The sequence below is a fragment of the Burkholderia sp. Ac-20345 genome, from assembly GCF_017104825.1.
Classification (GTDB): Bacteria; Pseudomonadota; Gammaproteobacteria; order Burkholderiales; family Burkholderiaceae; genus Burkholderia; species Burkholderia lata_B.
Window position 1 is genome coordinate 1 of the sequence record NZ_JAAGPO010000044.1, and the last position, 22,437, is coordinate 22,437.

Sequence of the window (22,437 nt, forward strand, 5' to 3'; positions counted from 1 at the left end):
CGAGCCGCCGAAGCGCGCAGCCGGCGTGAAGGTGCCGGACGTGAAGACGCTGGTCGAGAAGCTGAAGACCGAAGCCAAGGTGCTGTAAGAGGGAGCGGAAAGAAATGACGATTCTGGTGATTGCAGAACACGACAACGCGTCGATCAAGGCCGCGACGCTGAACACGGTGGCGGCGGCGGCGAAGATCGGCGGCGACATCCACGTGCTGGTCGCGGGCCACAATGCGCAAGGCGCAGCCGATGCGGCAGCGAAGATCGCAGGTGTGTCGAAGGTACTTCTAGCCGACGCGCCGCAACTCGAAGCGGGCCTCGCGGAAAACGTCGAAGCGACCGCGCTGAACATCGCGAAGGACTACTCGCACATCCTCGCGCCGGCGACGGCCTACGGCAAGAACATCGCGCCGCGCATTGCCGCGAAGCTGGACGTCGCGCAGATCTCGGACATCACGGCGGTCGATTCGGCCGACACGTTCGAGCGCCCGATCTACGCAGGCAACGCGATTGCGACGGTGCAGTCGAGCGATCCGATCAAGGTCATCACCGTGCGTGCGACGGGTTTCGATCCGGTGGCAGAGGAAGGCGGCAGCGCATCGGTCGAGAAGATCGAAGCGGCGGCCGACGCAGGCAAGTCGCAGTTCGTGAGCCGTGAAGTGATGAAGCTGGACCGTCCGGAGCTCACCAGCGCGAAGATCATCGTGTCGGGCGGCCGCGGTCTGGGCAGCGGCGAAAACTACACGAAGGTGCTGGAGCCGCTGGCGGACAAGCTGAGCGCGGCACTGGGCGCATCGCGCGCGGCAGTCGACGCCGGCTACGTGCCGAACGACTACCAGGTCGGCCAGACCGGCAAGATCGTCGCGCCGCAGCTGTACATCGCGGTCGGTATCTCGGGTGCCATTCAGCATCTGGCCGGCATGAAGGATTCGAAGGTGATCGTTGCGATCAACAAGGATGAGGAAGCACCGATCTTCGGCGTGGCCGACTACGGTCTCGTCGGCGATCTGTTCACGCTCGTGCCGGAACTGAACGCCGCGTTGCTGGATGGCTGAGTTCCGCGCGTCAATGTCGACTGGAGGACGGAGCATGAGTCTTCTCGACGACTTGCAGAAGGTCAGGGCGGAGGCGGCGCGCGCCGCCAACGTCGAAGACGCCACGATCTGGCGATGGTTCTCGCCATTGCTGGAGGAACGTCGCATTCGCTGGTGTCTCGCCGGAGAGAATTGGCTCGTCAGCGTCGACAACCGCCACGTTGCGACCCATCGAAGTTTCGACTGTGCGATTCGAATGGCGAAGGAAAACACCGAGCAATTCGTGATGCGTCGGGAATTGCGGGCGGCGGAAAAGCACCGAGTCGCGTGACGGCCGTGTTGCCGGCCATCCCGCGACCCGACGATTCACCCGACGCGCGATGCGTCGCGACGATCAGTGTCCGGCGTCCCGCACCGACCGATAGCTTCCTCCCGTATCGCGAGCGACCTGCGTGAGCAGTAGTGCGAGGCCAATGGCCGACGCGATCGCACCGGTTGCACCGGTCGAAGCGATACCGACATGGTCGATTGTCACGCCGCCGAGCAGCGAGCCCAACGCAATGCCCGAATTGAAGCCAGCGATGTTCAGGCCCGCAGCTACGCCATGGGCATTCGGGATGTGTGCCTCGGCAACGCTGATCAGGCGCGCCTGTAGTGCCGGCACCGCCGCGAACGTGAACAGGCCGAGCAATGCGACGAGTACCGCCATGCTGACCGGCGACGAGACGAACAACCACATGCCAAGCACGGCAAGAGCGATGCCGGCGATCAACAATGTGCTCGCGCGATTGACTCCGAGCCTGTCGGTCATCTTACCGCCCATGACGTTGCCGACAGCCGCGAGCACACCGTAGATCATCATGAAAATGCTGACGGTATTTGCGCTGAGTTTGGTCACCTGGGTCAGCATCGGCGCGATGTAGGTATATGCAGCGAACGATCCCGCGTAGCCGAACACCGTGACGAGTGCGCCGGCCAGCAGCTTGCCGTTAAACAGCGCCTTGAGTGCGGTCATCGTCGATTGCTTCGTACCGTGGTCGGGGTTGATCGGGTCACGCATGCCGATCAGCAGGCCAACGAAGCCGAGCGCGCCAAATGCACCGATGGCGGCAAGTACCGGGCGCCACGAGATCGTCGCGCCGAGATAGGTACTGACCGGCACGCCGATCGCCATGGCGAGCGTGAAGCCCCCGAACACAACGGCAACAGCGCTGCCCGACTTCTTCGAACCGGCAAGCCGTGCGGCTGTGCTCGATGCAACGGCGAGGAACAGCCCATGCCCGATGCCCGCGACGAAGCGGGCAACGAGCAGCATGTGCAGATTGGTAGCGGTGGCAGCGAAGAGGCTTCCCGCGGCGAATACGAGCGTAGTCACGAGCATGACGCGCTTGCGAGACCAGTTCGCGGTCATTGCGGTCAGAATCGGGGCCGAGAAGGTAGCGCCGAGCGCGTATGCGGTAATGGCCGTGCCGGTTTGGGCGATATCGACGCCGAGCGTTCCGGCCATCGCGTCCGTCAACCCGATCGGGACGAATTCGGCCAATCCGAGCGCAAACGCACTCAGTGCAAAGATGTAAATGACGAATGGCATGACGGGACCTACACAAGTTGAGGGAGAAACCGAGCGGCACTCGGGATTACCCTAGTGTAGGGATGCATCAGCCATAAATGAAATAACGCTTTTTGGGCGCTGGGATAATTTCCCTTATGGCAGAGCGACTGAGATCACGATGCGTTGAACGTCTGCAACAGATAGTCCCGCGCGTGGACGATACGCGGGGTTCGCATTGCGCTCTGGCTCCAAACGAGATACAGGTTGTTGGTCGGTGCGGTCTCCAATGCGGTTAGCGCTACCAAGCGGCCAGACTCCAATGACTCGGCGCAGAGATAGTCCGGCAGGACTGTCCAGCCGTGCCCGCCGGCCACGAGGCGTTCGATGATCCGCAAGTCAGGAATCGTCAACGATGCTTGAATCGTCGGTGCCATCTGGAACAGGGAAGTCCAGACCGGGCGGATCAGCGCAAGGTCCTCGTCGTAGGCGATGATCGGCAGCGCGGACAGCATTTCTACCGTCGGATGTTTTCCGATCCGCTCCGCGAGTTCCGGAGCAAGAACGAGCAGAAAGCGCTCAGTCAGAAGACGCGCAAAGCCGTGCGACGCCGTATCCGGCATGGACGCCGTAATTGCGAGATCCGCCGTGCCATCATTGAGCAACTGGTAGATGCGATCACGGTTGCCGATATGAAATCGAATCAGGAAGCCTTGCTGCATCAGTGGGGCAAGCGTCGACGCCACATGCGCGCAGATGAAATCGGACGGGCCGACGAGATGTAACGTACCGCCGGGTGATGCGCTCGACCGGTAGGACGCGAGCTTCGTTTCGAGTCCGTCGAGATACGGCGCAACGGATCTTGCCAGCTCGTCGGCGGCTTCCGTCGGCAGCACGCCACGGGCGCGCCTGACGAACAGCGGCTTTCCGACCAGTGCCTCCAGCGCCTGGATATGCATCGACGCTGCTGGCTGGGTAATGCCTAACTGGTCGGCAGCCTTGGAGAACGATTTCAATCGGTATGCGTCGAGAAACGTTCTCAGATGGGTAAGGTGGCTCATGTCTGTTCGAATGATGTGCCCAACGTTGCACCGGGCATGCACCTGCGATACACGTATCGGCAAGCCGTGTCATGCGAAAACTCGCTGTACCCGGACCGACTAAGCAGACAACGATTCTACGGTTTTTGTGCGGAGCAAAGACGAAGGGGGCCGGAAAACGACCCCGCACCCTTCGCCAGTCTGCCTGCTTGGTCCAGCGAAGGGCCGGTGTGTGCGCCGACGACACTTTGTCGTCGATCCGCACAACCCTTGCTCGGTACCGAGCCTGCCAGCTCATCGCTCGCCGATCGCGATGAACGCATTTGCCGCGCCGTTTTCGCCGCACGATACATCCGCTCATTCCGGGAAGCGCATATCGCCACGTCGCTCGTCTGCGCGAGTCGAGATGATTCTTCTGCAGATTCCCGAAGCAAGCCATTCCTCTCATTCGTCATCGGTCGATCGCGCAGTTTGCGGCACGATCCGATTCCTTTCACCCGTCGAATCCACAAAGTGACGCGTGGTCACGCGGAAACCGAACACGCCGATATGTCGGCTGCAACGACAGGCGATCGACGGTGTGTCTTTTCCACGGCCACTGATCGGTGAAATGCGACATGAATGCAATCGCGCGACTTCCGCTCGAGCCGACCAGACCCACACCCAGCTCACGCTTGATGCGCAGTGAAACGGCCTTTGGCACGGATATCGCTTAGATCGATTTGCATGGCCCGCGACGGCATGCCCCGGCCTGCCGATTCAGCGCTGAGGCCACGTGAGAGAAAACGAAACTGGAGACGAGAATGGAAGTTGTGCGCGCTAGCCACACGAGACATGTGGCCATGGACGAGTCGATCGACGAGAAACGGAAGAGCGCCATCAAAGGCGCGGTGTTTTCCGAGTTCATCGACATGTTCGACATCTATCTACCGGTGATCATCCTCGCACCGATACAGTCGTATTTTCTGCCGAAGAATGTGTCCGGCGGTCACCAGGCAATTCTGGAGTCTCTGGTCTTCATCACGACGCTGCTGGGTCGCCCGCTCGGCGCGATCCTGTTCGGCCGGATCGCGGATCGTGTCGGTCGACGCACCGCGTCGATCCTGTCGGTGACCGGGTTCGGCGTCGCTACCTTGCTGATTGCCCTCATTCCCGGTTACGCGTCGATCGGCATTGCGTCGTACTGGCTGCTGGTCCTCCTGCGGTTTGTCGATGGCATATTCCTCGGCGGTGGATATACCGGTGCTCTACCGCTCGCGATCGAATATTCGCGGAAGGAACAGCGCGGCCTGGTTGGCGGCCTGATCCTGGCGGGATTCCCGGCAGCGTATGTCGCGATCAACGTCATGGCGATGGTCATGTTCGAATTGTTCCCGCTCGGGGGCCCCGATTCGCCGTACGCCATGTGGGGCTGGCGCATTCCATTCATCGTCGGCGCGGCGATGGCCGGGTTCCTGGCCGTGTACTACGTCCGCAAGGTATCGGAGTCCGAAGTGTGGGCCGGAAAATCGGCGCACAAGCCTCAGGCGACGTCCGCGGCTCGACTCGTCAGCGGCCAGCAGTGTCGAAACCTGATGCAGGTCCTGCTGATGATGACTGGCTTCTGGCTCACGCAAAACGTGGTGGGATTGTTCTTGCCGACAGGCATCCTGCTGAAGACTCTGCACCTCTCGGCCTTCGAGATGACGGCCACGCTGATGATCTCCTACGCCGTGCTCTGTCTTGCCTATGTCGGCGCCGGGATGTTGGGGCAATGGGTCGGTAGACGGACGATGCTGGCCGCGATCGGCACACTTTCGTCGACGGTCGGTGCCGTTCTGCTTTACGCACTGATCGAAGCGAAGGGCGCGAGCCTCGTTCACATAGGCTTGCTCGTCTGCGGCCTCGCCATCACGGTCAGTTCAGCGTGGGCGGTCATCGTCACCTATATTAACGAACGCTTCGCCACCGGTGTTCGTGCTACGGGGTTCGGCGTCGGCTACAGCCTGTCGGTGATCATTCCGTCTTTCTACGCGTTCTACATGAACTGGCTCGGTGCCCTGATTCCATCTCGATATGCACCGATCGCGCTGCTCGTGATCGGTGGGATCGTCGCTTGCGTCGGTGCGCTCATGGGGCCGGAGACGAAGAACGCGGATCTTTGAGTGTCCAGACGCTGACGAACATCGGGATACCCAGATCGAGTACCGTCGACGAGACAGGCATGGATCTTTACTACGACATGAGACAAACAAGGATCAATGCGGCACGCGCTGCCAACGACGAAGACGCAGCTGTCTGGCGCTGGTTCTCGTCGCTACTCGAGGAGCGGCGTATTCGCTGGTGCGTCTCCGGAGAAAGCTGGTTCGTCAGCGTCGATAACCGACATGTCGCAACGGAATACAGCTTCGACAGCGCAATCCGTGCCGCGAAGGACAACTCGGATCAGCCGAGTGTGCAAAGAAATGTGCGCCGGATGGCGTGACAACAACCCGTGCGTCACCAGTCGCGCTGGCGGTCGTCACGCGCCGCCTTCGTCAATGCACGTCGAGATACCCGTGAATCTGTGCGATCGCGGCCGCACCTTCTCCGACTGCCGCGGCGACGCGCTTGATCGAACCGGCGCGGACGTCGCCAATCGCGAACACGCCCGGCGCACTGGTCTGCAGTGGAAAGGCGCGATCGCGACTGCCTGGCACGTCGGTGCCGGTTAGGACGAATCCCTTGCTGTCGACCGTGACGCCGCAACCGCTCAACCATCCGGTATTCGGCTCTGCACCCGTGAACAGGAACAGATGATGGACCTCAAGTCGCATTTCGCTGCCGTCGTCACGCGAGCGATAACGCACTTCCTCGAGCCGATCCGCGCCGTCGAGGGCCGTGACGTCGACACGCGAATGAATTGTCACGTTCGGCAGCGACGTGACGCGCTCGATCAAATAGCGTGACATGCTCTGATCGAGATTCGGTGCCCGAATCAGCACATGAACGTGGGCAGCGTGAGACGCGAGGAACACGGCCGCCTGTCCGGCCGAGTTGCCTCCGCCAATGATGATCACCGGTTCGTTCCGACAGAGGCGGGCTTCGATGGGTGTGGCCCAGTAGTAGATTCCTCGACCCTCAAAGCGCTCACTGCCTTCGAATGCCGGTCTTCGATAGCGCGCGCCGCTTGCGATGACCACCGCACGTGCTCCGATGCGTCGGCCATCCTCCAGTTCGATCGAGAGCGGAGCCGCATCGCAATGCAGCGACTTGGCCGCACACGGTATGCCGATATGAACGCCGAATTTCTGTGCCTGATTGAAAGCCCGCCCGGCAAGCGCCTGCCCGGAAATGCCGGTCGGAAACCCGAGGTAATTTTCGATACGTGCGCTCGTGCCGGCCTGCCCGCCGGGGGCGCGGGCGTCGAATACGGCGACCGACAGGCCCTCGGATGCGGCATAGACGGATGCCGCCAGCCCCGCCGGTCCGGCGCCGACGATGATCACGTCGTAGACATGCGTCGGATCGAATTCGGGCATCAGCCCCAGACACGACGCCAGTTGGCCTTCGTCCGGGCAGCGGAGCATTTGGCCATTCGGGCAGATCACCAGCGGGAAGTCGTCCGGCTTCGGGCATAGATGCTCAAGAAATGCGACGGCGTCGGCATCGCGGTCGCTGTCCAGCGTCAGGTGGGGATGACTGTTGCGTCGCAGGAAATTCTCGAGCGCGACGAGCCGCGCGTTTCCGCATGTGCCGACGAGGACGGGACCATCCCGGCGCTCGATGGCGGCGACGCGCCTCAGAATGAGCGCACGCGTGATCTTCTCGCCGAGGTCCGCTTCGGCAATGATCAGCGCGCGCAGACGTTCGGTGGGCAGCAGCAGCGCCTCCACGTCATCGATCGCCCGCACGTCGACCAGTGCGGGCTTGCCGGACAGTTGACCGATATCCGAACTGAACTCGCCGGGTTGCATTCGCGCCCGCACCACATGTTCGCGGCCCAGGCCATCACGCCCCGTCACGCGGACACTACCTGACAGCAACACGAACATGCCCGGACTGACGCTTCCTGCGCGATAGAGCTCTTCGCCGGCACGGCGGCGCGACGGACTCGCAAAGCGCCGCATCCGGTCGACTTCGGCGCTGGTCAGTATCGGGTACTGCTGATAGTGGCGAGGATTGTGGCGTGCGCCGTCGTCATCTGCGTCCGCGCGCGTGCCGGTCCCATCCGACGCCTGATTCGTCGCCGTCCCCATCGGGTCAGTGATATCGCCGTTCATCCCAGTTCTCCTGATTGGCGTCATGCGTGAGCAGAAGCAAGCAGCGATGCAGCACCCGTTTCCAACCGCGATGATTCGGCCGGCCGGACGCCGAAATTGTACCGCCGGCACACGATGCCTCGATACGCAATTTCCTGCGCATGCGTTGCTCGGAAACTTCACCGCAAGCACCGTCTGCTGGGGGCTCGCCCGGCCAAGCGAAACGTTCGTTTCGCCTTTCCCGATCCGCCGAAACATGCGTTCTGATTGCGCCGTGCACGTCACGTCAAGTCGACAGCAAATGCCCTAATTGGCTGGCTATATTGCTTCACCATCCTGATCAATTCAATCGGATGGCTCGCGAACAAAGGTGGTCAACTCAACATCTGGGACGTCGATATGAAGAACTCCGCAACACGCAGTACGGCGTTGTTAGTGTCGTTCATGGTCTTGAATGTTTCATCGCTCGCCACCGCCGCCACGACGCAGGTGGTCAAGCTAGGTCTGGCGGGTCCGCTCACCGGTGTTGTCGCGCACGTCGGCAGGGACGTCCGGAATGGGGCAAAGCTCGCCGTCGACGAAGCCAATGCAAAGGGCTTGGTCATCGATGGCAAGAAGATCGACCTGCAGCTCGAAGTCGAAGACGACGCCGGGGATCCGCGACTTGCCACCCAAGTCGCGCAGAAGCTCGTCGACGACAAGGTCGTCGCCGTGATCGGTCACGTGCAGTCCGGCACGACGATTCCCGCGTCGCGGATCTATCGTGATGCCGGCATCACGGAGATCTCGCCGTCGGCCACGAATCCCCTCTATACGCAGCAGGGGTTCAAGACAACCTTCCGCGTGATGGCCACCGATGCGCAACAAGGCCCTGCGCTTGCGGCCTATGCGTCCAAGCAAATGAATGCGAAGACTGTCGCGATCGTGGACGACGCCACGGCTTACGGGCAAGGGCTAGCCGACGAATTTTCCCGAAGCGCAAAGGCGCTCGGGATCAAGATTCTGTCGCGTGATGCCAGCACCGACAAGACCGTCGATTTCAAGGGCATCCTGACGAAGATCAAGAACGAGAACCCCGATCTGATCATGTATGGCGGATCCGACGGAGCGGGGCCGCAGCTCGTGAAGCAGGCCTATCAGCTCGGCCTGCGCGCTCGGGTTCTCTCTGGCGACGGCATGTGCACGGAACGCTTCGCCACGATGGCCGGCGACGCCGCATCGAAACTGACGTGTTCAGAAGCCGGCCTTCCGATCGAGAAAATGCCCGGCGGTGTCGAGTTCAAGAAAAAATACATGAACGCCTTCAATCAAAAAATCGAAGGATTCGCGCCGTTCTCGTACGACGCGGTCAATGTCGTTATCGACGCGATGAAACGCGCGAACTCGACGGATCCGGCGAAGATCCTCGACGCGATGTCGACAACGCAATACGACGGCGTCATCGGCCCCATCTCGTTCGACGAAAAAGGCGATCTGAAACAGAAGGGGATTTCGATCTACGAATACCGCGGTGGAACGAAGACGCTGCTGAACGTGATGAAGCTGTAACCGCGCGACAGATACCGCCTACCCGAGTACGGACAATTTGCCTGGAGCATCAACATGACTGAGCCTGTCGTACGCTATTCGAAAAGAATGCGGTTGGTCAAACCTTCCGCGATCCGGGAACTGCACCTGCTTGAACACGATCCCGAAATCATCTCGTTCTGCGGCGGATATCCGGATGCTTCGTTGTTCCCGGTCAGCCATCTCCGCGAAGCCTACGGCGCCGTCATCGAGCGGGACCCGCTGGCATTCCAGTACACGCATTCCCAGGGCGACCTGTCGCTTCGGCAAAAGATCGTCGCAAAAATGCGCCGGGACGGCGTGTCGTGTGACGAGGACGACGTCCTGGTGCTTCATGGCGCACAGCAGGGGCTCGATCTCCTCGGCAAGCTGTTCATCGACGAAGGCGACACCATTCTCGTCGAGGCCCCAACATTTCTCGGCGCACTGATCTCGTTCAACGCCTACGCGCCGCGGTACGTCGGGATTCCAATGGACGAGCGCGGCATCGATACCGATCGTCTGGACGAGATTCTCTGGCGCACCACCGGCGTGAAGTTCATGTATGTCATACCGGACTTCCAGAACCCAGCCGGCGTCACGCTGAGCCTCGAACGCCGCAAGCGACTCGTCGAACTGGCCGAGCAGCACGACTTCTACATCGTCGAGGATTCACCGTACCGGGACATCCGTTTTTCCGGGCAATCCGTGCCGCCGATCAAGCATTTCGACGTCAGTGGACGCGTGATCTTCGTCGGCAGCTTCTCGAAGAGCCTTGTTCCCGGCATGCGACTCGGGTGGGTGGTCGGCAACCCTGACCTTGTCCGCAACCTTGCGCAGTTGAAGCAAGCCGCCGATACGCAATGCAGCACGGTCAACATGAAAGTGGCGAACGCCTATCTCGAGTCGTTCGATCACGACACCCACGTGGAGCGGCTGATCGGCGGCTATAGGAAGAAGAAGCAGCTGATGCTCGACGTCATCCGTGCGTCCTTTCCGGATTGTGTCGCTTACACGAATCCGGAGGGCGGGATGTTCACGTGGCTGACCTTCCCCGAGACTTTCGACGCGGACGCATTCCTGAAGAACGTCCTGCTACCGAAATCGAAAGTCGCGTACGTGCCGGGCATGCATTTCTTTGCGGGCGAGGGTCCAGTGCCCGTCAATCACGCGAGGCTGAGCTACTCGGCAACGGCCGAGTCCGCGATCATCGACGGCATCGCAAGAATGGGCAAGCAACTCCACGTGCATTTGCGTTGAGGCCCGTGGCTCCATCCGTTGACCACGTCGCACATGGAAAACTTTTCCCAAGAATATGCAATCCGTCAGCAAGGACGGGCAAGACGGCCACACCAGCGCAACGATAAAGTGATTTCCACCGTTCCGGTTGCTGCACCCATGCGAGGTTTTTCCTGTGATGACCCAGCTGTACGCTCAACAGTCCGACTGTGTTGCTTCAAGCCCGCGCTTTGCCTCCCGGCTGGCGACGACGAACGATCTGACGAGCCGTTTTGTCGCTGCCGCGAATGCGCCTGACCTGATCAACCTCGCCGGCGGGTTGCCGGCCGCCGAGGCGGACGGCGGCATGTTCGTGTGGGCAACGGCACGTCACGCATCGATCGACACCGATCGCCTCGTTCCGGTTGCGATGAACACAGGCGTCATGGTGGGGCCGAGCAGCGTATTCGACCCGTGGGGGCAAAACCGCCACGCGCTGCGGCTCAACTTCACGCTCAACGCGCCGGAGCGCCTGGTCGACGGCGTCCGTCGACTGGCACAGGCGGTACGCATCCTGCAGCGCCAACGGTGATCGCGCCGCTTCGGCCAGCGCGGAAATACGGCCGCATGCGCCGGCACCGTCACGGCTGGCCGGATGCATCCTCCCATTCGACAGACACGCTTTTGAAGAGTTGAACTCGCGATGATCAAACTATCCGAATCCATCGAGATTGCCGCGCCGGTCACCGACGTCTGGCCGATTCTGGCCGATCCCGCACAGGTGGTCGGCTGCGTACCGGGCATGACTTTGACGTCCGACAAGGGCAACGGCGTCTACGACGGAACGATATCGGTCAAGTTCGGGCCGACGGTCGCGAACTTCCGCGGGCAGTCGCGGCTCGTGTATGACCACGTGGCCAAATCCTGCGATATCGAGGCCGGTGGGGTCGACCAGAAGGGATCGACGCGCGCGATGGCCTCCGCGCATATCGTCGCGTCGGGCACGAACGTCACCACCGTGGTCATCGATGGCGGCTTCAACGTGACCGGGCCTCTGGCGCAATTCGCGCGCTCGGGCGGGGTGTTCGTCGCCAGGGCGCTGCTCGAGGAGTTCGTTGCCAACCTGACCCAGCGCCTCGAACTCAATCACGCGCCGGCTGGCATGCCGATTCCCGATGCCGTCCACGCGCCGCAGGCAACCGCGACCGCCCCGTCACAAATCAGTGGTTTCCGTCTTCTGCGGGCAGCCCTGCGCGGCTGGCTGAAGAATCTTTTCCGTCGAAAATAAAGCAAGGATACCGTCATGCTTTCGCAACCCGAAGAACTCAACTACCAGCTTCTGGCCAAGGCTTTCGCAGCAGAGGGCGTCGACACCGCCTTCCATCTGATGGGCGACGGCAACATGTACTGGGCGACATCGCTGACGCGCGATTGCGGGGTGCGGGCGATTCACGCTCGCCACGAGAATTGCGCCGTTGCGATGGCGGACGCGTACAGCCGCGCGACGGGGAAACTCGGCATCGCTTCCGTGACGTGCGGACCGGGCTTCACGCCGACGGTCACCTCGCTGACGGTCGCCGCGCGCGGCAACGTGCCGCTGATCCTGTTCGCGGGCGATACCCCGATCACCGACCTGTTCCACAACCAGGCATTCGATCTCGGGCCCGTCGTCGAAAAGACGGGGGCACGCTACATTCCTTTGCGGCATCCGGATCGCATGCTGAACGACGTGCGAGAAGCCTTCTACATCGCACGCTATGAGCGAACGCCCGTCGTGCTGGGTGTCCCGCTCGACCTGCAGATGTCCGCGGCCGCATGGGGCGTCGAATACATCCCATCCGCCGACCTGATGCCACGCCCGCAACGCATCCAGCCCGATCCGGAACTGGTCGGCGAAGCCGCGGCCATGCTGGCCCAGGCCGAACGTCCGATCGTGGTCGCCGGCTATGGCGCCTACCGCTCGGGGGCCATTCCGGAGCTCACCGCGCTGGCGCAGCATGCCGGCGCGCTCGTGGCGACTTCGCTGCGTGCGAAAGGCGCCTTTCACGACAATCCGTTCAATCTCGATGTGGCGGGGTCGTTCGCCAGTCCGTACGCACATGAACTCTTTGCGGACGCCGACATGATCCTGTCCGCCGGTGCGGGCCTCGGAAGCTTCACGACGGAGGCAGGCTATCTCTTTCCGAACGCAAAGGTCGTGCAGATCGACACGCGCCCGCGCGGCCTCTGGCAAGGCAGTCGGACCGCGGATCTCCACATCGCCGCGGACGCGAAGGCCGGCGTGCAGGCTATCACGACCGAGTTTCGTCAACTGACGCCGGCACGCACCGGCTATCGGCGGCCCGACATCGCCGAGCGCCTCGCCAGTGACGTACAGGACGACAAGCCGTTCGATCTGGAGCCCAATACGCTCGATCCGCGCGAAGCCGTCAACGAGCTCGACCGAGTGATTCCGAAGGACTGGGACATCGTGATGGGATGCGCGCATTTCTTCACGATCGCCGGTCCCACGCTCAAGGGGCGGGCTGCCGATCGTTACCACTTCTTCACCGAGTTCGGCGCGATCGGGCAGGCTCTTCCTGCGGCCGTCGCCGTGGCCGCGGCCCGCGGCAACGGCAAGGTTTGCCTGATCGAAGGCGAGGGCAGCCTGCTCATGCAGATCCAGGAACTCGAAACGCTCGCTCGCCACGGGATCAAGCTCCTGATCCTGACGTTCAACGACGGTGCGTATGGCGCCGAGATCCACAAGCTCGTACCAAAGGGCATTACGCCGGAGGAAGCAACGTTCGGCCGGCCGAATCTGGCTGCTGTCGCTCAGGCGTTTGGCCTGCGGGGAGCCACTGTCGACCAGCCCGGCAAGCTCTCCCAATTGTTCACCGACCACGAGCGCGGCAGCACGGCGAGCCTGCTGGACCTCCACATTTCCAGGACGGTTCCGTCGATCTCTTATCGTCGCGTCTATTTTGGCGAAGTCTGACATCAGTCACCCAGCGAGATCGAGCGACACATTTTTGGAGGAAGTTGCATGGCACACGTTGTCCGCTTTCACACCCACGGTGGTCCCGACGTTCTTTCATTCGAGGAAGCCGAGGTCGACGAACCTCTGCCTCACGAATTGCGCGTGACTCAGACCCGATGCGGCGTGAACTTTATCGATACCTATGTTCGCTCCGGCCTGTATCCGGTCGAACTGCCGTACATCCCCGGTCAGGAAGGCGTCGGGACGGTCACGGCCATCGGGTCGGATGTCACCGGCTTTGCTGTAGGTGATCGCGTCACCTATTCAACGATGGGCGGCGGCGGTTACGCCTCCGAACGGCTCATCGAAGCCGATCTGGCCTTTAAGGTGCCTGCGTGGATTAGCGATGAAGTCGCTGCCGCGCTCACCATGAAAGGCATGACGGTTCAAATGCTGATCCGACAAACGTATCCGGTGGAAGCCGGCAAGGTGATGCTCGTGCATGCAGCGGCGGGCGGCGTCGGCACATTGCTTTGCCAGTGGGCATCACGCCTCGGCGCAACGATCATCGGCACCGTCGGATCAGACGACAAAGTGGACATCGCTCGGAAGAATGGGTGCCACGACGTCATCGTCTACACGCGCGAGAACTTTGCCGAACGCGTCAAGGCAATCACAAAGGGCGACTTGTGCGACGTCGTGTATGACGGCGTGGGAAAGACGACTGCGATGGGTTCGCTCGATTGCCTGAAACCGTTGGGCATGTTTGTCAGCTACGGGAACGCGTCGGGGCCCGTCGACGGCTTCAGCTTGCTGGAACTGGCCAAGCGCGGCTCGCTGTTCGTCACTCGTCCGATGCTGCCTGACTATGCATCGACGCGGGCAAAGCGCGTTGCGATGGCCGACGAGTTTTTCGAGACGTTGAAAGACGGCACCGTGACAGGACCTTCGATCAAGCCATTCGAGTTGAGCAAAGCCGCCGCCGCGCACCGTGAGCTGGAAAGCCGCCACACCGCCGGCAGTCTCGTTCTCGTCCCGTAGTCGGGGGGAGCGCAGCCTGGCATCCGACCCGATGCCAGGCGTGTTTCGCGATTCGTCGAGAGGTGAGGAATGGCCAAGGGATACTGGATTGCGCTCGTCGATGTTGACGATCCTGAAGCGTACCGGGCCTATGTCAGCGCGAATGCTGCTGCATTCGAGAAGTATGGCGGACGCTTCATCGTACGCGGCGGCACGGCCAGCAACGTCGAAGGCACGGTGAGATCCCGTGCGGTGGTGATCGAGTTCGCCAGCTACAGGCGTGCGCTCGATTGCTACGAGTCGGTGGAATATGCCCCGGCGAAAGTCCTACGCGAACAGGCGTCGACGGCCGACATTGTGATCGTTGAAGGTTACGAGGAGCCTTGACCTCGGCAGAACGGAAACACCGCGCAGCGAATTGTGCGTTCGAGCCATACAGCCGGGCGTGGTTGCGCGTGATGCGTCTGCGCCCGCTGCGTTGGCCGACCTGGATCTATACCGACCCGGTGACCTGCACTGAGACGACTTGCATCGACCCTTCGATAACACGAGCCCGGTCGATAATTCCTTCGCATCCGGACTGGTACGCACGCGACCGATCGTTTGCGTGCTCGTGTCTGGAGGAACTATGCGATATCCGCGGAAACGGTTGTATTGGCGACCGTCATCGTTAGCTTATCCGAGTCGGCATGCCAGGATTTCTCAAATTGCAGGTCAAAACGGACCTGTGACGAAAAAGTTCAGTTGATAGTAGTGGAGTGGCGAAATGGATCGTTCAATACCTGTTCTGGACCGGCTGGATCAGCAGATTCTTGCCGCGTTGCAACGCGATGCGCGACTCTCGAGCGCCGAGTTGTCCGAGAAGGTCAACCTAAGTGCGTCGCCATGCTGGCGTCGCGTCAAGCGCCTCGAGTCCGCAGGGGTAATCACCGGCTATCACGCGCGCGTGGATTTCATCAAGCTCGGCTTCGAAGTGACGGCGCTTGTCCAGGTGGCACTCGCTCCGAAATCTGTCGAGCATATGCGCGCGTTCGAGGCAGCGATTCGGCCGCTGCCGGAGGTGCTGAGCTGCCACAACATTTCAGGGCAATACGACTATCACCTCGTCGTGATGGCGAAGACCCCGTCGCTCTTCGGGGATTTCGTTCGCGAGCACATCAATGGATGTCCGAGCATCAAGGAAGTGTGTACGTCATTCATCATCAGCGAGGTAAAGGCGCCAGTTACGCCGCCGCTTTGACTGCGCAACACGTCATTCAGGCTCGACCCGCAGTCGCACAACCGTATTCATTCAACACGCTTCAGACCAGGACCCACGCGCAGGCGTTTCGCCCGTGTCGTTCCATTGTTCGAACGGAGGATTTTCTCTTGTCTCAACCCGCTCTCTTTACCCCGTTGCGCATACGCAACCTCGACCTAGCCAATCGCATCGTAATCGAACCGATGTGTCAATATTCTGCGACCGATGGATGCATGACCGACTGGCACCTCATCCACCTTGGGCAACTCGCGCTTTCCGGCGCCGGGTTGCTGACCATCGAAGCGACTGCCGTCGTGCCGGAAGGGCGAATCAGTTACGCTGACGTCGGCCTTTATGACGATGCGACCGAAGCTGCCATCGCGACCGTACTGGACAGCGTGCGACGCTGGTCGGACATACCGATCGCCATCCAGCTCGCGCACGCAGGGCGCAAGGCTTCAACTGATATCCCGTGGCTGGGACGCAATCAACTTTTGCCGAATCAGGAGCACGGCTGGCAAACCGAGGCGCCTTCTGCCATTGCGCCGGACGCGGCTTCGTTGCCGCCGACCGAACTCGACAGGAACGGCCTCAAGCGGATCCGCGATGCGTTCGCTGCCGCGGCCAGGCGTGCAGCCCGGCTCGGCATCGACGCAATTCAGATTCACGCCGCGCACGGCTATCTTCTCCATACGTTCCTGTCGCCGCTTTCGAACCAGCGCACCGACGAATATGGAGGTTCGCTGGAAAACCGCGCACGCTTTCCGCTGGACGTGCTGAATGCGGTACGAGACGCGTTTCCTTCCGATCGCGCTGTCACGGTCCGGATCTCGGCAACCGACTGGATCGAAGGCGGCTTCGCGATCGACGAGGCGGTCGCATTCTCACGCATGCTCGAGGCGCACGGAGCTGATGCGATTGACGTTTCGACGGGCGGCCTGCATCCGGCCCAGGACATCCCGGTTTCACCCGGCTATCAGGTGCCTCACGCGCGTGCGGTCAAAGCTGCCGTGAGCGTGCCCGTCGCAACGGTCGGCCTCATCACCGAACCGACCCATGCCGATGCGATCGTTGCCACCGGCGATGCCGATCTGATCGGCATCGCGCGCACTGTGATCTACGATCCGCGCTGGCCGTGGCATGCGGCCGCGGCACTCGGTGGCCAGACGGTCGCTGTTCCACAGTATTTGCGATGCGTTCCGCGCCTGCATCGCAACGCGTTTCGCGCGCCGCATCAGCATGCTTTCCTCAATTGAGCAAAAGCACGTGCGAACCCGATGCACGGTGGACCGATCCGATGCGTTTCGAACGAATCGGAATGGGTGTCCATCCGTGCATCGCCGACCGGGGCCGGTTGCGCGAGCTTGCTCAACGTAGCGAAGTCTCGCACCGCGATGACACGCGCCATCCCGAACGGGACAGCTCGCCTAAACGCGCCGCCATGCCCCTGGCGTCGTTCCCGTTTCGGTTTTGAAGGCCTTCGTAAAATGACTCTGCGATGCGTATCCGCAGGCAAGCGCTATTTCGACCAGTTCCATCGAGGTCTCGCGCAGAAGATGCTTCGCGCGCTCGACACGTCGCTTCGCGACATAGCGGTGAGGTGGCAAGCCGACACCGACTCGAAACATCTTGGCGAAATGGAACGTGCTGAGCCCTGCATGCCGGGCCAGATCGTCGAGGTTCAATGCCTCACCCAGATTCGCCTCGATGAACTCGGTCAAGTTCCGTTGAACGGACGGAGCAAGGCCGCCTTTAGTCTGAATCACCGTTGCGCGCGCATTGTGACGACGAAGCAGGTGATGGATCAACAAATGACACGCTGAATCGAGCGCCATCCGATCGCATCCGCCAGTCCAGTCGAGCGGCAGTAGGCCGCCGCGCACGATCATCGCGATCGCTGGATCGTCGACAAAGGTGAGATCCATCAGGTCGACCTCGCGGTGCCCGGCACTGAATGTCGTCTGAGCCTGGTAGGCCAGCGCGTCGGGATCGATATAAAGATGAAACATTCGAATCGCACCGCCGACCTTCCATTCGCTCGAATGGCCGGCAGGCAACACGCATAGCTTGTCCGGGGCGCCGCCGGCGAGCCGCCGGTCGGTCCGAATGATATCGTTTCCACCTTCCAGGTAGAGGCTAATCGTATGATGCCCGGGGCGATCATAGCGGGTCCAGCTGTCGCGGTTGTACCACTCGGCAAGCGCGAGGCCGCAGCCAACCGATGCTTCACGCAGGAGGTGAGCCCCGTTCCCGGCGAGAACTTCGCTTACGCGAGGAATAGACGTAGTCATTGTCAGCCTGTCCTGAAACCCGAATCGCAGTTCATGAATGCACCACGACGAGAAATTTAAGCGATCGCACACACAAAGTGTGCGCCTTCCGGACAATTTCTCCGGCACGGACAGTCACAGTGTCGCCGGCGAAGACACTCTCGCACGCCGTTCTCGGCTTCGATGGGGTGTCTTCACCTGTTATTGGCGGCCCGAAACATTAACCGGGCCATGCTCGTGAACCGTCAACGGCAATAGAGCAATTTGAATGCCAGTGTATGAAGATTCGTCGACGAATGCGACATGAGCTCGCGAGGCCTGTGTGCTATCGGCGGCTGATGCCGAGTAGCGTCAAGACCTGCAGGAAGCTGGTCGCTGAGGGCTCGCTGGTGTTCAGCGCACATTCGACGATGGCATCGCCCTCCAGCGCACTGACAAGCAGACAGGCGGCCTGTCCCGCCGACACGGTCGGGGCGACATCCTTCGCCGCGTGATGTTCCTGCACCGTCTGTCGAAGCCAGTTCAGTTGCAGGCGATACAGCTTCTCGATCTCTGCGCCAACTTCGTGCGGGACGCTTGCGCGCGCAGCACTCAAGACGTTCGGAAGGGAAGGTACGCCTTGCTCGAACTGCTCGGAAGCTAAGCACGCGTAGGCGATCAGGCGACTTTCCGCATCACGGTACTCGAAGGCTATCTCGCGCAGTTCATGCTCGAGATAGCCGGAGTGCGCGTGGATCAACTCGATAAATAGCGCCTCTTTTGTCCCAAAGCATTCGGTTACGACCGCTTCGGTCAACGATGCGGATTCCGCCAGACGTGTGAAGGTAAAGGACGACATGCCGTGCCGGCGAATCAGTCGCTCGGCATGTGACAGAAGGCGATTTCGCGTGCTGCGCACCATGGTTCCGGCCGGCGCCCTCGCGCAATACGATTTCGAACGGGCTGACTGCGACATTGATGGAGGCCGGTAGATCATTGCTATGGTCGGGTTCGTTGATGGGCGGCACGGCCACGATTCGGCACGCGACGGCGCCGTTTTGGCAGGTGCCTTCGACTGCGAATGGAATGGCACGTTGCCGATCGTGCATGGGCCAATCTGGCGCGCGTTCCGACGCAGACGTGCACCAGCTCCGTGGGTGTTCAGCTTTCGGTGATCGCAGCTTCCTCGGGCTGGAGGCCGACGTAACCCTCGACGACCACGACGTCGGTAATCGCCGCCGACTTTCGAAACGCCGCGGCGCGCGTGTACTCCGGCGATCGGTAGCAGGCCTGTGCGGTTTCGTAATCCTTGAACTCGATCACGACCAAGCGCGACCGATACTGGCCTTCCACCACGTCCGCCTCGCCACCCCGGATCAGGTATCGACCACCGTACTTCCGGTACGCGATCTGGTTCAGCTTCGAATACTCGGCGAACGTCTCCGGATCGGTCACGTCCGTTTGTCCGATCCAATACCCTTTTGCCATCTTCCGCTCTCCAAAGGTAAAACTGTTGAACATTCAGTGCTACGGCGACGATTCGTATACGTCATGCGATCCGGTGGCGAGGTCGCATGCATCGTGACGCTCGTGCAAGTTCCAGGGTCTCCCGCGCGCTTGATCAATGCAGGTTGAATGGCTAAAACATCGCTCAATGACAATAACTGCCATTCACCGTACGCCGTGTACGAACCACGGATACGAACAACGATGTTAGTCGAACTGGAATCGCGATTCATTGCGATTCCGCGTCTTTAAATCCGTAAAACGAAATGAAAATACCGAAAACGATCATATGTCGAAACGGACATTTCAATTTTCTCGCGACAGGATCGCCGCACGTATCCTGTCGATATAATCGTCTCGGTTGAGTGTGTTCACGGCCCGTACAGTCATCGACCAAGCTGAGTATCGTGCGCGTACTTTCTTTCCACGAACTTAGCATTCCTATTCGGCTTCAACTCGGAAATCGACGGCGCATCCGCGTGTCGGTCACGGACGCGGGCACCCATCCGATCATCATCTTCCATCCCGTGAACGGGATGCGTTCGCGTCATTGCCGGCGCGGGCCACGAAGCTCGAGTCAGGACCCAATAGTGGATCTGCGAAAACTACCCAATCTGGGCACCCTGAAGGCTTTCGAGGCTGCGGCCCGTCTCGAGAGCTTTTCCCGAGCCGCGGACGAACTGCACGTCACGAATAGTGCAGTTAGCCATCAGATTCGCTCACTAGAGGCCGATTTGGGCATGGCGCTGTTCAGGCGCGATGGCAAACGCGTCAGCTTGAGCGACAACGGTCGACGTTACGCTGCGCAGATCCGGGCCGCGCTGTTCGACATTGCGGCAGCGACCGAGTCGATGCGGGCAGGGGATCGCGAGCGGCGGCTGGTCATCAGCCTGCTACCGTCGTTCGCGTCGCGGTGGATGACCCCACGGATCGGGCGGTTCATCGAGCAGCACCCGGAAATCGACGTCGAATTGCTGTCGACCAATGCGATGACCCACTTCAACCGGGACGATGTCGACGTCGTGTTGCGGTTCGGTGACGGCGACTACCCGGGGCTGTTCACCGAGTTGCTCCTCGACGAAGTGTTCTTTCCAGCATGTTCACCAAGCTTCAACGGCGGAAATCTGCCGCGGACACCCGCCGAACTAGTCGACGCGCCGCTGTTGCGCAACGACTTTGAAATGTGGACGTCTTGGTTCGACGCCGCAGGCCTGCACGGCGCGGCCGAGCCTCGCCGCGGCGTGCTATTCCAAGATTCGTCGATCCTGATGCAGGCCGTGATGGACGGCTGCGGCATCGGACTCGTGCGGCGATCGCTCGCGATGCAGGAGGTTGCCGGCGGAAACCTCGTCCGCCTGTTCGACGTCGATGGCCCGAGTCCGTGGGCATATTGGTTCGTGTGTCCGCCTCAGATGTTGAACCTGCCGCGGGTACAGGCGCTACGCAAATGGCTGCGTGAAGAAGCCAAGCAATTCCGGGCGCTTTATGAGACGATCCCGAGCGCGATCGAGCAGGCTCGCGCGGTGACCTGACTCATTTCGCCGCTGTTTGATGACGCGCGCCAGAGACCATGCGCCCGGCTACAACGGCGAGCGCGCCGGCAAGGATCGCCATGGCAACAGACAGGCCGATGAGCGATACCTCCAACCCTATCCGTTCAGCAGCCAGACCGAGCCCGAGCACGGGAACAATGCCGCCGAGGTAGGCGACCGTGAAGAATGACGAGATCATGCCGGCCCGGTACTCGGGAGTTGCGATCGTATTGACGACGAACAGCGCGGACATGAACGTGAGCCCCTGGCCGAACCCGCCGAGCAAATCGCTCGCCACGAACAGCCAGCCGGACGATAGTTTGACCGACGCGGCCAGCATCGCCAGCGCCGCGGTGACGATCGAGGATCCTATCACGAGTCCCGATCTCGGATTCACTCCTCGGAATGAGATCTGCGCCGCGGCAGAGCCGGCGAACAGGAGCGCAACGCCGATGCCCCCGATAGCAGGACCTCGCCATGGCAGGAATGCGTTGAAGAACGACGGAGCCAGGGATGCGAAGAGGCTGAACAGCGTATAGCCGATGAACGTGATGACTGCGACCGTGGTGAACTGCTTGAGCTGGCGTGCGGCAGGCAAGTGAAAGCGCAGACGTGGAACGAAACGCGTTACGACACTCGGCTGAATTCGTGCCTCGTTGCGCATCAAAGCCAGAAGGGCAAGCAAAAGCGCGCCAGCGAATATTCCGTAGGGGAGTTGTAACGGTAACGGCAGGATCTGAGCAATCAGGCCCCCCGCAAGCGGGCCGAGCCCAAGGCCGACGATTGTCATCAATGATCCGATCGACGACGCGTGCGTCATCCTATCCGGTGGAGACACCGAGACGAGACCGGACGTGGCCGATGTGGATGCAATGCCGGCTGCTACACCGATCGTAAAACGACCGATCGAGAGGACAAGAAGATCGGGCGCGAAACCGGAAATGGCCAAGCCCGCAAGGGCTAGTATCGTGGCCATACGTAGTGTCCGAATATGGCCGATGTGGTCGCTAAGATGCCCGAGAAAGAGCAACGCCAGCAACGTGCCCGCCATGTATGTCGTATAGGCTATTGTGACTCCGCTGGGCCCGATATGAAACGTTTTCTCATAAAGCGGATACAGGGGACTGGCGAGGGTCGCGCCCGCCATGATCATGCAAAGCGTGTAGGCCATCGTGATGAACTGCGCATTGGCAGTACGGGCCCGGGGTACTGAACTCCCTTGAATTTTCATTGCGTCGCACCTTGGCATCCAATCGATGACCAAGCATAGAGCGGCGCTTCCGAGGCGAGAATACCATCGGAGGGCAACGCTACGTTGCGCAAGGAACAAAGCG

Annotated in this window: 21 protein-coding genes and 1 pseudogene; 15 read left to right on the forward strand and 7 right to left on the reverse strand. The window is 61.1% G+C overall.

Annotated elements, in window-relative coordinates:
- The 3 genes and pseudogenes from G3O06_RS17690 to G3O06_RS17700 all read left to right on the forward strand — a co-directional run.
- A pseudogene (locus tag G3O06_RS17690) lies at window positions 1-88 on the forward strand (electron transfer flavoprotein subunit beta/FixA family protein); the annotation flags it as partial.
- Between the two features lie 16 nt (window positions 89-104).
- The gene (locus G3O06_RS17695; RefSeq protein ID WP_205816931.1) at window positions 105-1,046 is read left to right on the forward strand and encodes an electron transfer flavoprotein subunit alpha/FixB family protein; all 942 of its coding nucleotides are present in this window, start codon (window positions 105-107) and stop codon (window positions 1,044-1,046) included.
- Window positions 1,047-1,080: 34 nt separating this feature from the next.
- Window positions 1,081-1,356: a hypothetical protein gene (locus G3O06_RS17700; RefSeq protein WP_205816932.1), complete on the forward strand. Its 276-nt coding sequence runs from the start codon at window positions 1,081-1,083 to the stop codon at window positions 1,354-1,356.
- Between the two features lie 63 nt (window positions 1,357-1,419).
- Here the strand turns inward: G3O06_RS17700 and G3O06_RS17705 are convergent, their stop codons facing one another.
- Together G3O06_RS17705 and G3O06_RS17710 are read right to left on the reverse strand one after the other, a co-directional pair.
- Window positions 1,420-2,616: an MFS transporter gene (locus G3O06_RS17705; protein WP_043187576.1), complete on the reverse strand. Its 1,197-nt coding sequence runs from the start codon at window positions 2,614-2,616 to the stop codon at window positions 1,420-1,422.
- A 134-nt stretch (window positions 2,617-2,750) separates the two neighbouring features.
- Window positions 2,751-3,635, reverse strand: a complete 885-nt coding sequence (locus G3O06_RS17710; protein WP_043187578.1) for a LysR family transcriptional regulator — start codon at window positions 3,633-3,635, stop codon at window positions 2,751-2,753.
- Between the two features lie 821 nt (window positions 3,636-4,456).
- On the opposite strand from G3O06_RS17710, the gene G3O06_RS17715 reads away from it, so the two are divergent.
- Window positions 4,457-5,758 carry an MFS transporter gene (locus G3O06_RS17715; protein WP_241020097.1) on the forward strand — a complete coding sequence of 434 codons (1,302 nt, stop codon included), beginning with the start codon at window positions 4,457-4,459 and terminating at the stop codon, window positions 5,756-5,758.
- Between the two features lie 59 nt (window positions 5,759-5,817).
- Window positions 5,818-6,078, forward strand: a complete 261-nt coding sequence (locus G3O06_RS17720; RefSeq protein ID WP_205816934.1) for a hypothetical protein — start codon at window positions 5,818-5,820, stop codon at window positions 6,076-6,078.
- A gap of 52 nt (window positions 6,079-6,130) precedes the next feature.
- Here G3O06_RS17720 and G3O06_RS17725 read toward each other — a convergent pair whose 3' ends face one another.
- The gene (locus tag G3O06_RS17725) at window positions 6,131-7,855 is read right to left on the reverse strand and encodes an FAD-dependent oxidoreductase (RefSeq protein WP_205816935.1); all 1,725 of its coding nucleotides are present in this window, start codon (window positions 7,853-7,855) and stop codon (window positions 6,131-6,133) included.
- Between the two features lie 423 nt (window positions 7,856-8,278).
- On the opposite strand from G3O06_RS17725, the gene G3O06_RS17730 reads away from it, so the two are divergent.
- The 9 genes from G3O06_RS17730 (at window position 8,279) to G3O06_RS17770 (ending at window position 17,072) form a co-directional block, all read left to right on the forward strand.
- Window positions 8,279-9,382: a branched-chain amino acid ABC transporter substrate-binding protein gene (locus tag G3O06_RS17730; RefSeq protein ID WP_205816981.1), complete on the forward strand. Its 1,104-nt coding sequence runs from the start codon at window positions 8,279-8,281 to the stop codon at window positions 9,380-9,382.
- Window positions 9,383-9,436: 54 nt separating this feature from the next.
- Complete coding sequence (locus G3O06_RS17735) at window positions 9,437-10,639, forward strand: PLP-dependent aminotransferase family protein (RefSeq protein ID WP_205816936.1); 1,203 nt, start codon at window positions 9,437-9,439, stop codon at window positions 10,637-10,639.
- Window positions 10,640-10,796: 157 nt separating this feature from the next.
- Window positions 10,797-11,189 (forward strand): hypothetical protein, encoded by a 393-nt coding sequence (locus G3O06_RS17740; RefSeq protein ID WP_205816937.1) that lies wholly within the window; start codon window positions 10,797-10,799, stop codon window positions 11,187-11,189.
- Window positions 11,190-11,300: 111 nt separating this feature from the next.
- The gene (locus G3O06_RS17745; protein ID WP_205816938.1) at window positions 11,301-11,885 is read left to right on the forward strand and encodes an SRPBCC family protein; all 585 of its coding nucleotides are present in this window, start codon (window positions 11,301-11,303) and stop codon (window positions 11,883-11,885) included.
- A 15-nt stretch (window positions 11,886-11,900) separates the two neighbouring features.
- Window positions 11,901-13,574 (forward strand): thiamine pyrophosphate-binding protein, encoded by a 1,674-nt coding sequence (locus tag G3O06_RS17750; protein ID WP_205816939.1) that lies wholly within the window; start codon window positions 11,901-11,903, stop codon window positions 13,572-13,574.
- Between the two features lie 48 nt (window positions 13,575-13,622).
- Window positions 13,623-14,597 carry a quinone oxidoreductase gene (locus G3O06_RS17755; protein ID WP_205816940.1) on the forward strand — a complete coding sequence of 325 codons (975 nt, stop codon included), beginning with the start codon at window positions 13,623-13,625 and terminating at the stop codon, window positions 14,595-14,597.
- A gap of 69 nt (window positions 14,598-14,666) precedes the next feature.
- On the forward strand, window positions 14,667-14,963 hold the full coding sequence (locus tag G3O06_RS17760; RefSeq protein WP_205816941.1) for a DUF1330 domain-containing protein: 297 nt from the start codon (window positions 14,667-14,669) through the stop codon (window positions 14,961-14,963).
- A 379-nt stretch (window positions 14,964-15,342) separates the two neighbouring features.
- Window positions 15,343-15,816 carry an Lrp/AsnC family transcriptional regulator gene (locus G3O06_RS17765; protein WP_051890188.1) on the forward strand — a complete coding sequence of 158 codons (474 nt, stop codon included), beginning with the start codon at window positions 15,343-15,345 and terminating at the stop codon, window positions 15,814-15,816.
- Window positions 15,817-15,944: 128 nt separating this feature from the next.
- Entirely contained in the window at window positions 15,945-17,072 is a 1,128-nt protein-coding gene (locus G3O06_RS17770; protein ID WP_241020098.1) for an NADH:flavin oxidoreductase/NADH oxidase, read from the forward strand.
- A gap of 171 nt (window positions 17,073-17,243) precedes the next feature.
- On the opposite strand, the gene G3O06_RS17775 is transcribed toward G3O06_RS17770, so the two are convergent.
- The 3 genes from G3O06_RS17775 to G3O06_RS17785 form a co-directional block, all read right to left on the reverse strand.
- Entirely contained in the window at window positions 17,244-18,107 is an 864-nt protein-coding gene (locus G3O06_RS17775) for an AraC family transcriptional regulator (protein ID WP_205816943.1), read from the reverse strand.
- A gap of 304 nt (window positions 18,108-18,411) precedes the next feature.
- Window positions 18,412-18,987 carry a TetR/AcrR family transcriptional regulator gene (locus tag G3O06_RS17780; protein ID WP_205816944.1) on the reverse strand — a complete coding sequence of 192 codons (576 nt, stop codon included), beginning with the start codon at window positions 18,985-18,987 and terminating at the stop codon, window positions 18,412-18,414.
- 239 nt (window positions 18,988-19,226) lie between these two features.
- On the reverse strand, window positions 19,227-19,553 hold the full coding sequence (locus tag G3O06_RS17785) for a DUF1330 domain-containing protein (protein WP_205816945.1): 327 nt from the start codon (window positions 19,551-19,553) through the stop codon (window positions 19,227-19,229).
- A 608-nt stretch (window positions 19,554-20,161) separates the two neighbouring features.
- Here G3O06_RS17785 and G3O06_RS17790 point away from each other — a divergent pair.
- Window positions 20,162-21,103 (forward strand): transcriptional regulator GcvA, encoded by a 942-nt coding sequence (locus G3O06_RS17790; RefSeq protein ID WP_205816946.1) that lies wholly within the window; start codon window positions 20,162-20,164, stop codon window positions 21,101-21,103.
- A gap of 1 nt (window position 21,104) precedes the next feature.
- Here G3O06_RS17790 and G3O06_RS17795 read toward each other — a convergent pair whose 3' ends face one another.
- Window positions 21,105-22,334 (reverse strand): MFS transporter, encoded by a 1,230-nt coding sequence (locus G3O06_RS17795; RefSeq protein ID WP_205816947.1) that lies wholly within the window; start codon window positions 22,332-22,334, stop codon window positions 21,105-21,107.
- Window positions 22,335-22,437: the final 103 nt, after the last annotated feature.

Bases quoted from the DNA above. Each gene is read 5' to 3' on its own strand.
- G3O06_RS17785 (WP_205816945.1), bottom strand. From the start codon at position 19,553: ATGGCAAAAGGGTATTGGATCGGACAAACGGACGTGACCGATCCGGAG.
- G3O06_RS17795 (WP_205816947.1), bottom strand. From the start codon at position 22,334: ATGAAAATTCAAGGGAGTTCAGTACCCCGGGCCCGTACTGCCAATGCG.
- G3O06_RS17745 (WP_205816938.1), top strand. From the start codon at position 11,301: ATGATCAAACTATCCGAATCCATCGAGATTGCCGCGCCGGTCACCGAC.
- G3O06_RS17730 (WP_205816981.1), top strand. From the start codon at position 8,279: ATGGTCTTGAATGTTTCATCGCTCGCCACCGCCGCCACGACGCAGGTG.
- G3O06_RS17735 (WP_205816936.1), top strand. From the start codon at position 9,437: ATGACTGAGCCTGTCGTACGCTATTCGAAAAGAATGCGGTTGGTCAAA.
- G3O06_RS17700 (WP_205816932.1), top strand. From the start codon at position 1,081: ATGAGTCTTCTCGACGACTTGCAGAAGGTCAGGGCGGAGGCGGCGCGC.
- G3O06_RS17750 (WP_205816939.1), top strand. From the start codon at position 11,901: ATGCTTTCGCAACCCGAAGAACTCAACTACCAGCTTCTGGCCAAGGCT.
- G3O06_RS17775 (WP_205816943.1), bottom strand. From the start codon at position 18,107: ATGACTACGTCTATTCCTCGCGTAAGCGAAGTTCTCGCCGGGAACGGG.
- G3O06_RS17760 (WP_205816941.1), top strand. From the start codon at position 14,667: ATGGCCAAGGGATACTGGATTGCGCTCGTCGATGTTGACGATCCTGAA.
- G3O06_RS17715 (WP_241020097.1), top strand. From the start codon at position 4,457: ATGGACGAGTCGATCGACGAGAAACGGAAGAGCGCCATCAAAGGCGCG.
- G3O06_RS17710 (WP_043187578.1), bottom strand. From the start codon at position 3,635: ATGAGCCACCTTACCCATCTGAGAACGTTTCTCGACGCATACCGATTG.
- G3O06_RS17705 (WP_043187576.1), bottom strand. From the start codon at position 2,616: ATGCCATTCGTCATTTACATCTTTGCACTGAGTGCGTTTGCGCTCGGA.
- G3O06_RS17695 (WP_205816931.1), top strand. From the start codon at position 105: ATGACGATTCTGGTGATTGCAGAACACGACAACGCGTCGATCAAGGCC.
- G3O06_RS17725 (WP_205816935.1), bottom strand. From the start codon at position 7,855: ATGAACGGCGATATCACTGACCCGATGGGGACGGCGACGAATCAGGCG.
- G3O06_RS17780 (WP_205816944.1), bottom strand. From the start codon at position 18,987: ATGGTGCGCAGCACGCGAAATCGCCTTCTGTCACATGCCGAGCGACTG.
- G3O06_RS17720 (WP_205816934.1), top strand. From the start codon at position 5,818: ATGGATCTTTACTACGACATGAGACAAACAAGGATCAATGCGGCACGC.
- G3O06_RS17740 (WP_205816937.1), top strand. From the start codon at position 10,797: ATGACCCAGCTGTACGCTCAACAGTCCGACTGTGTTGCTTCAAGCCCG.
- G3O06_RS17755 (WP_205816940.1), top strand. From the start codon at position 13,623: ATGGCACACGTTGTCCGCTTTCACACCCACGGTGGTCCCGACGTTCTT.
- G3O06_RS17765 (WP_051890188.1), top strand. From the start codon at position 15,343: ATGGATCGTTCAATACCTGTTCTGGACCGGCTGGATCAGCAGATTCTT.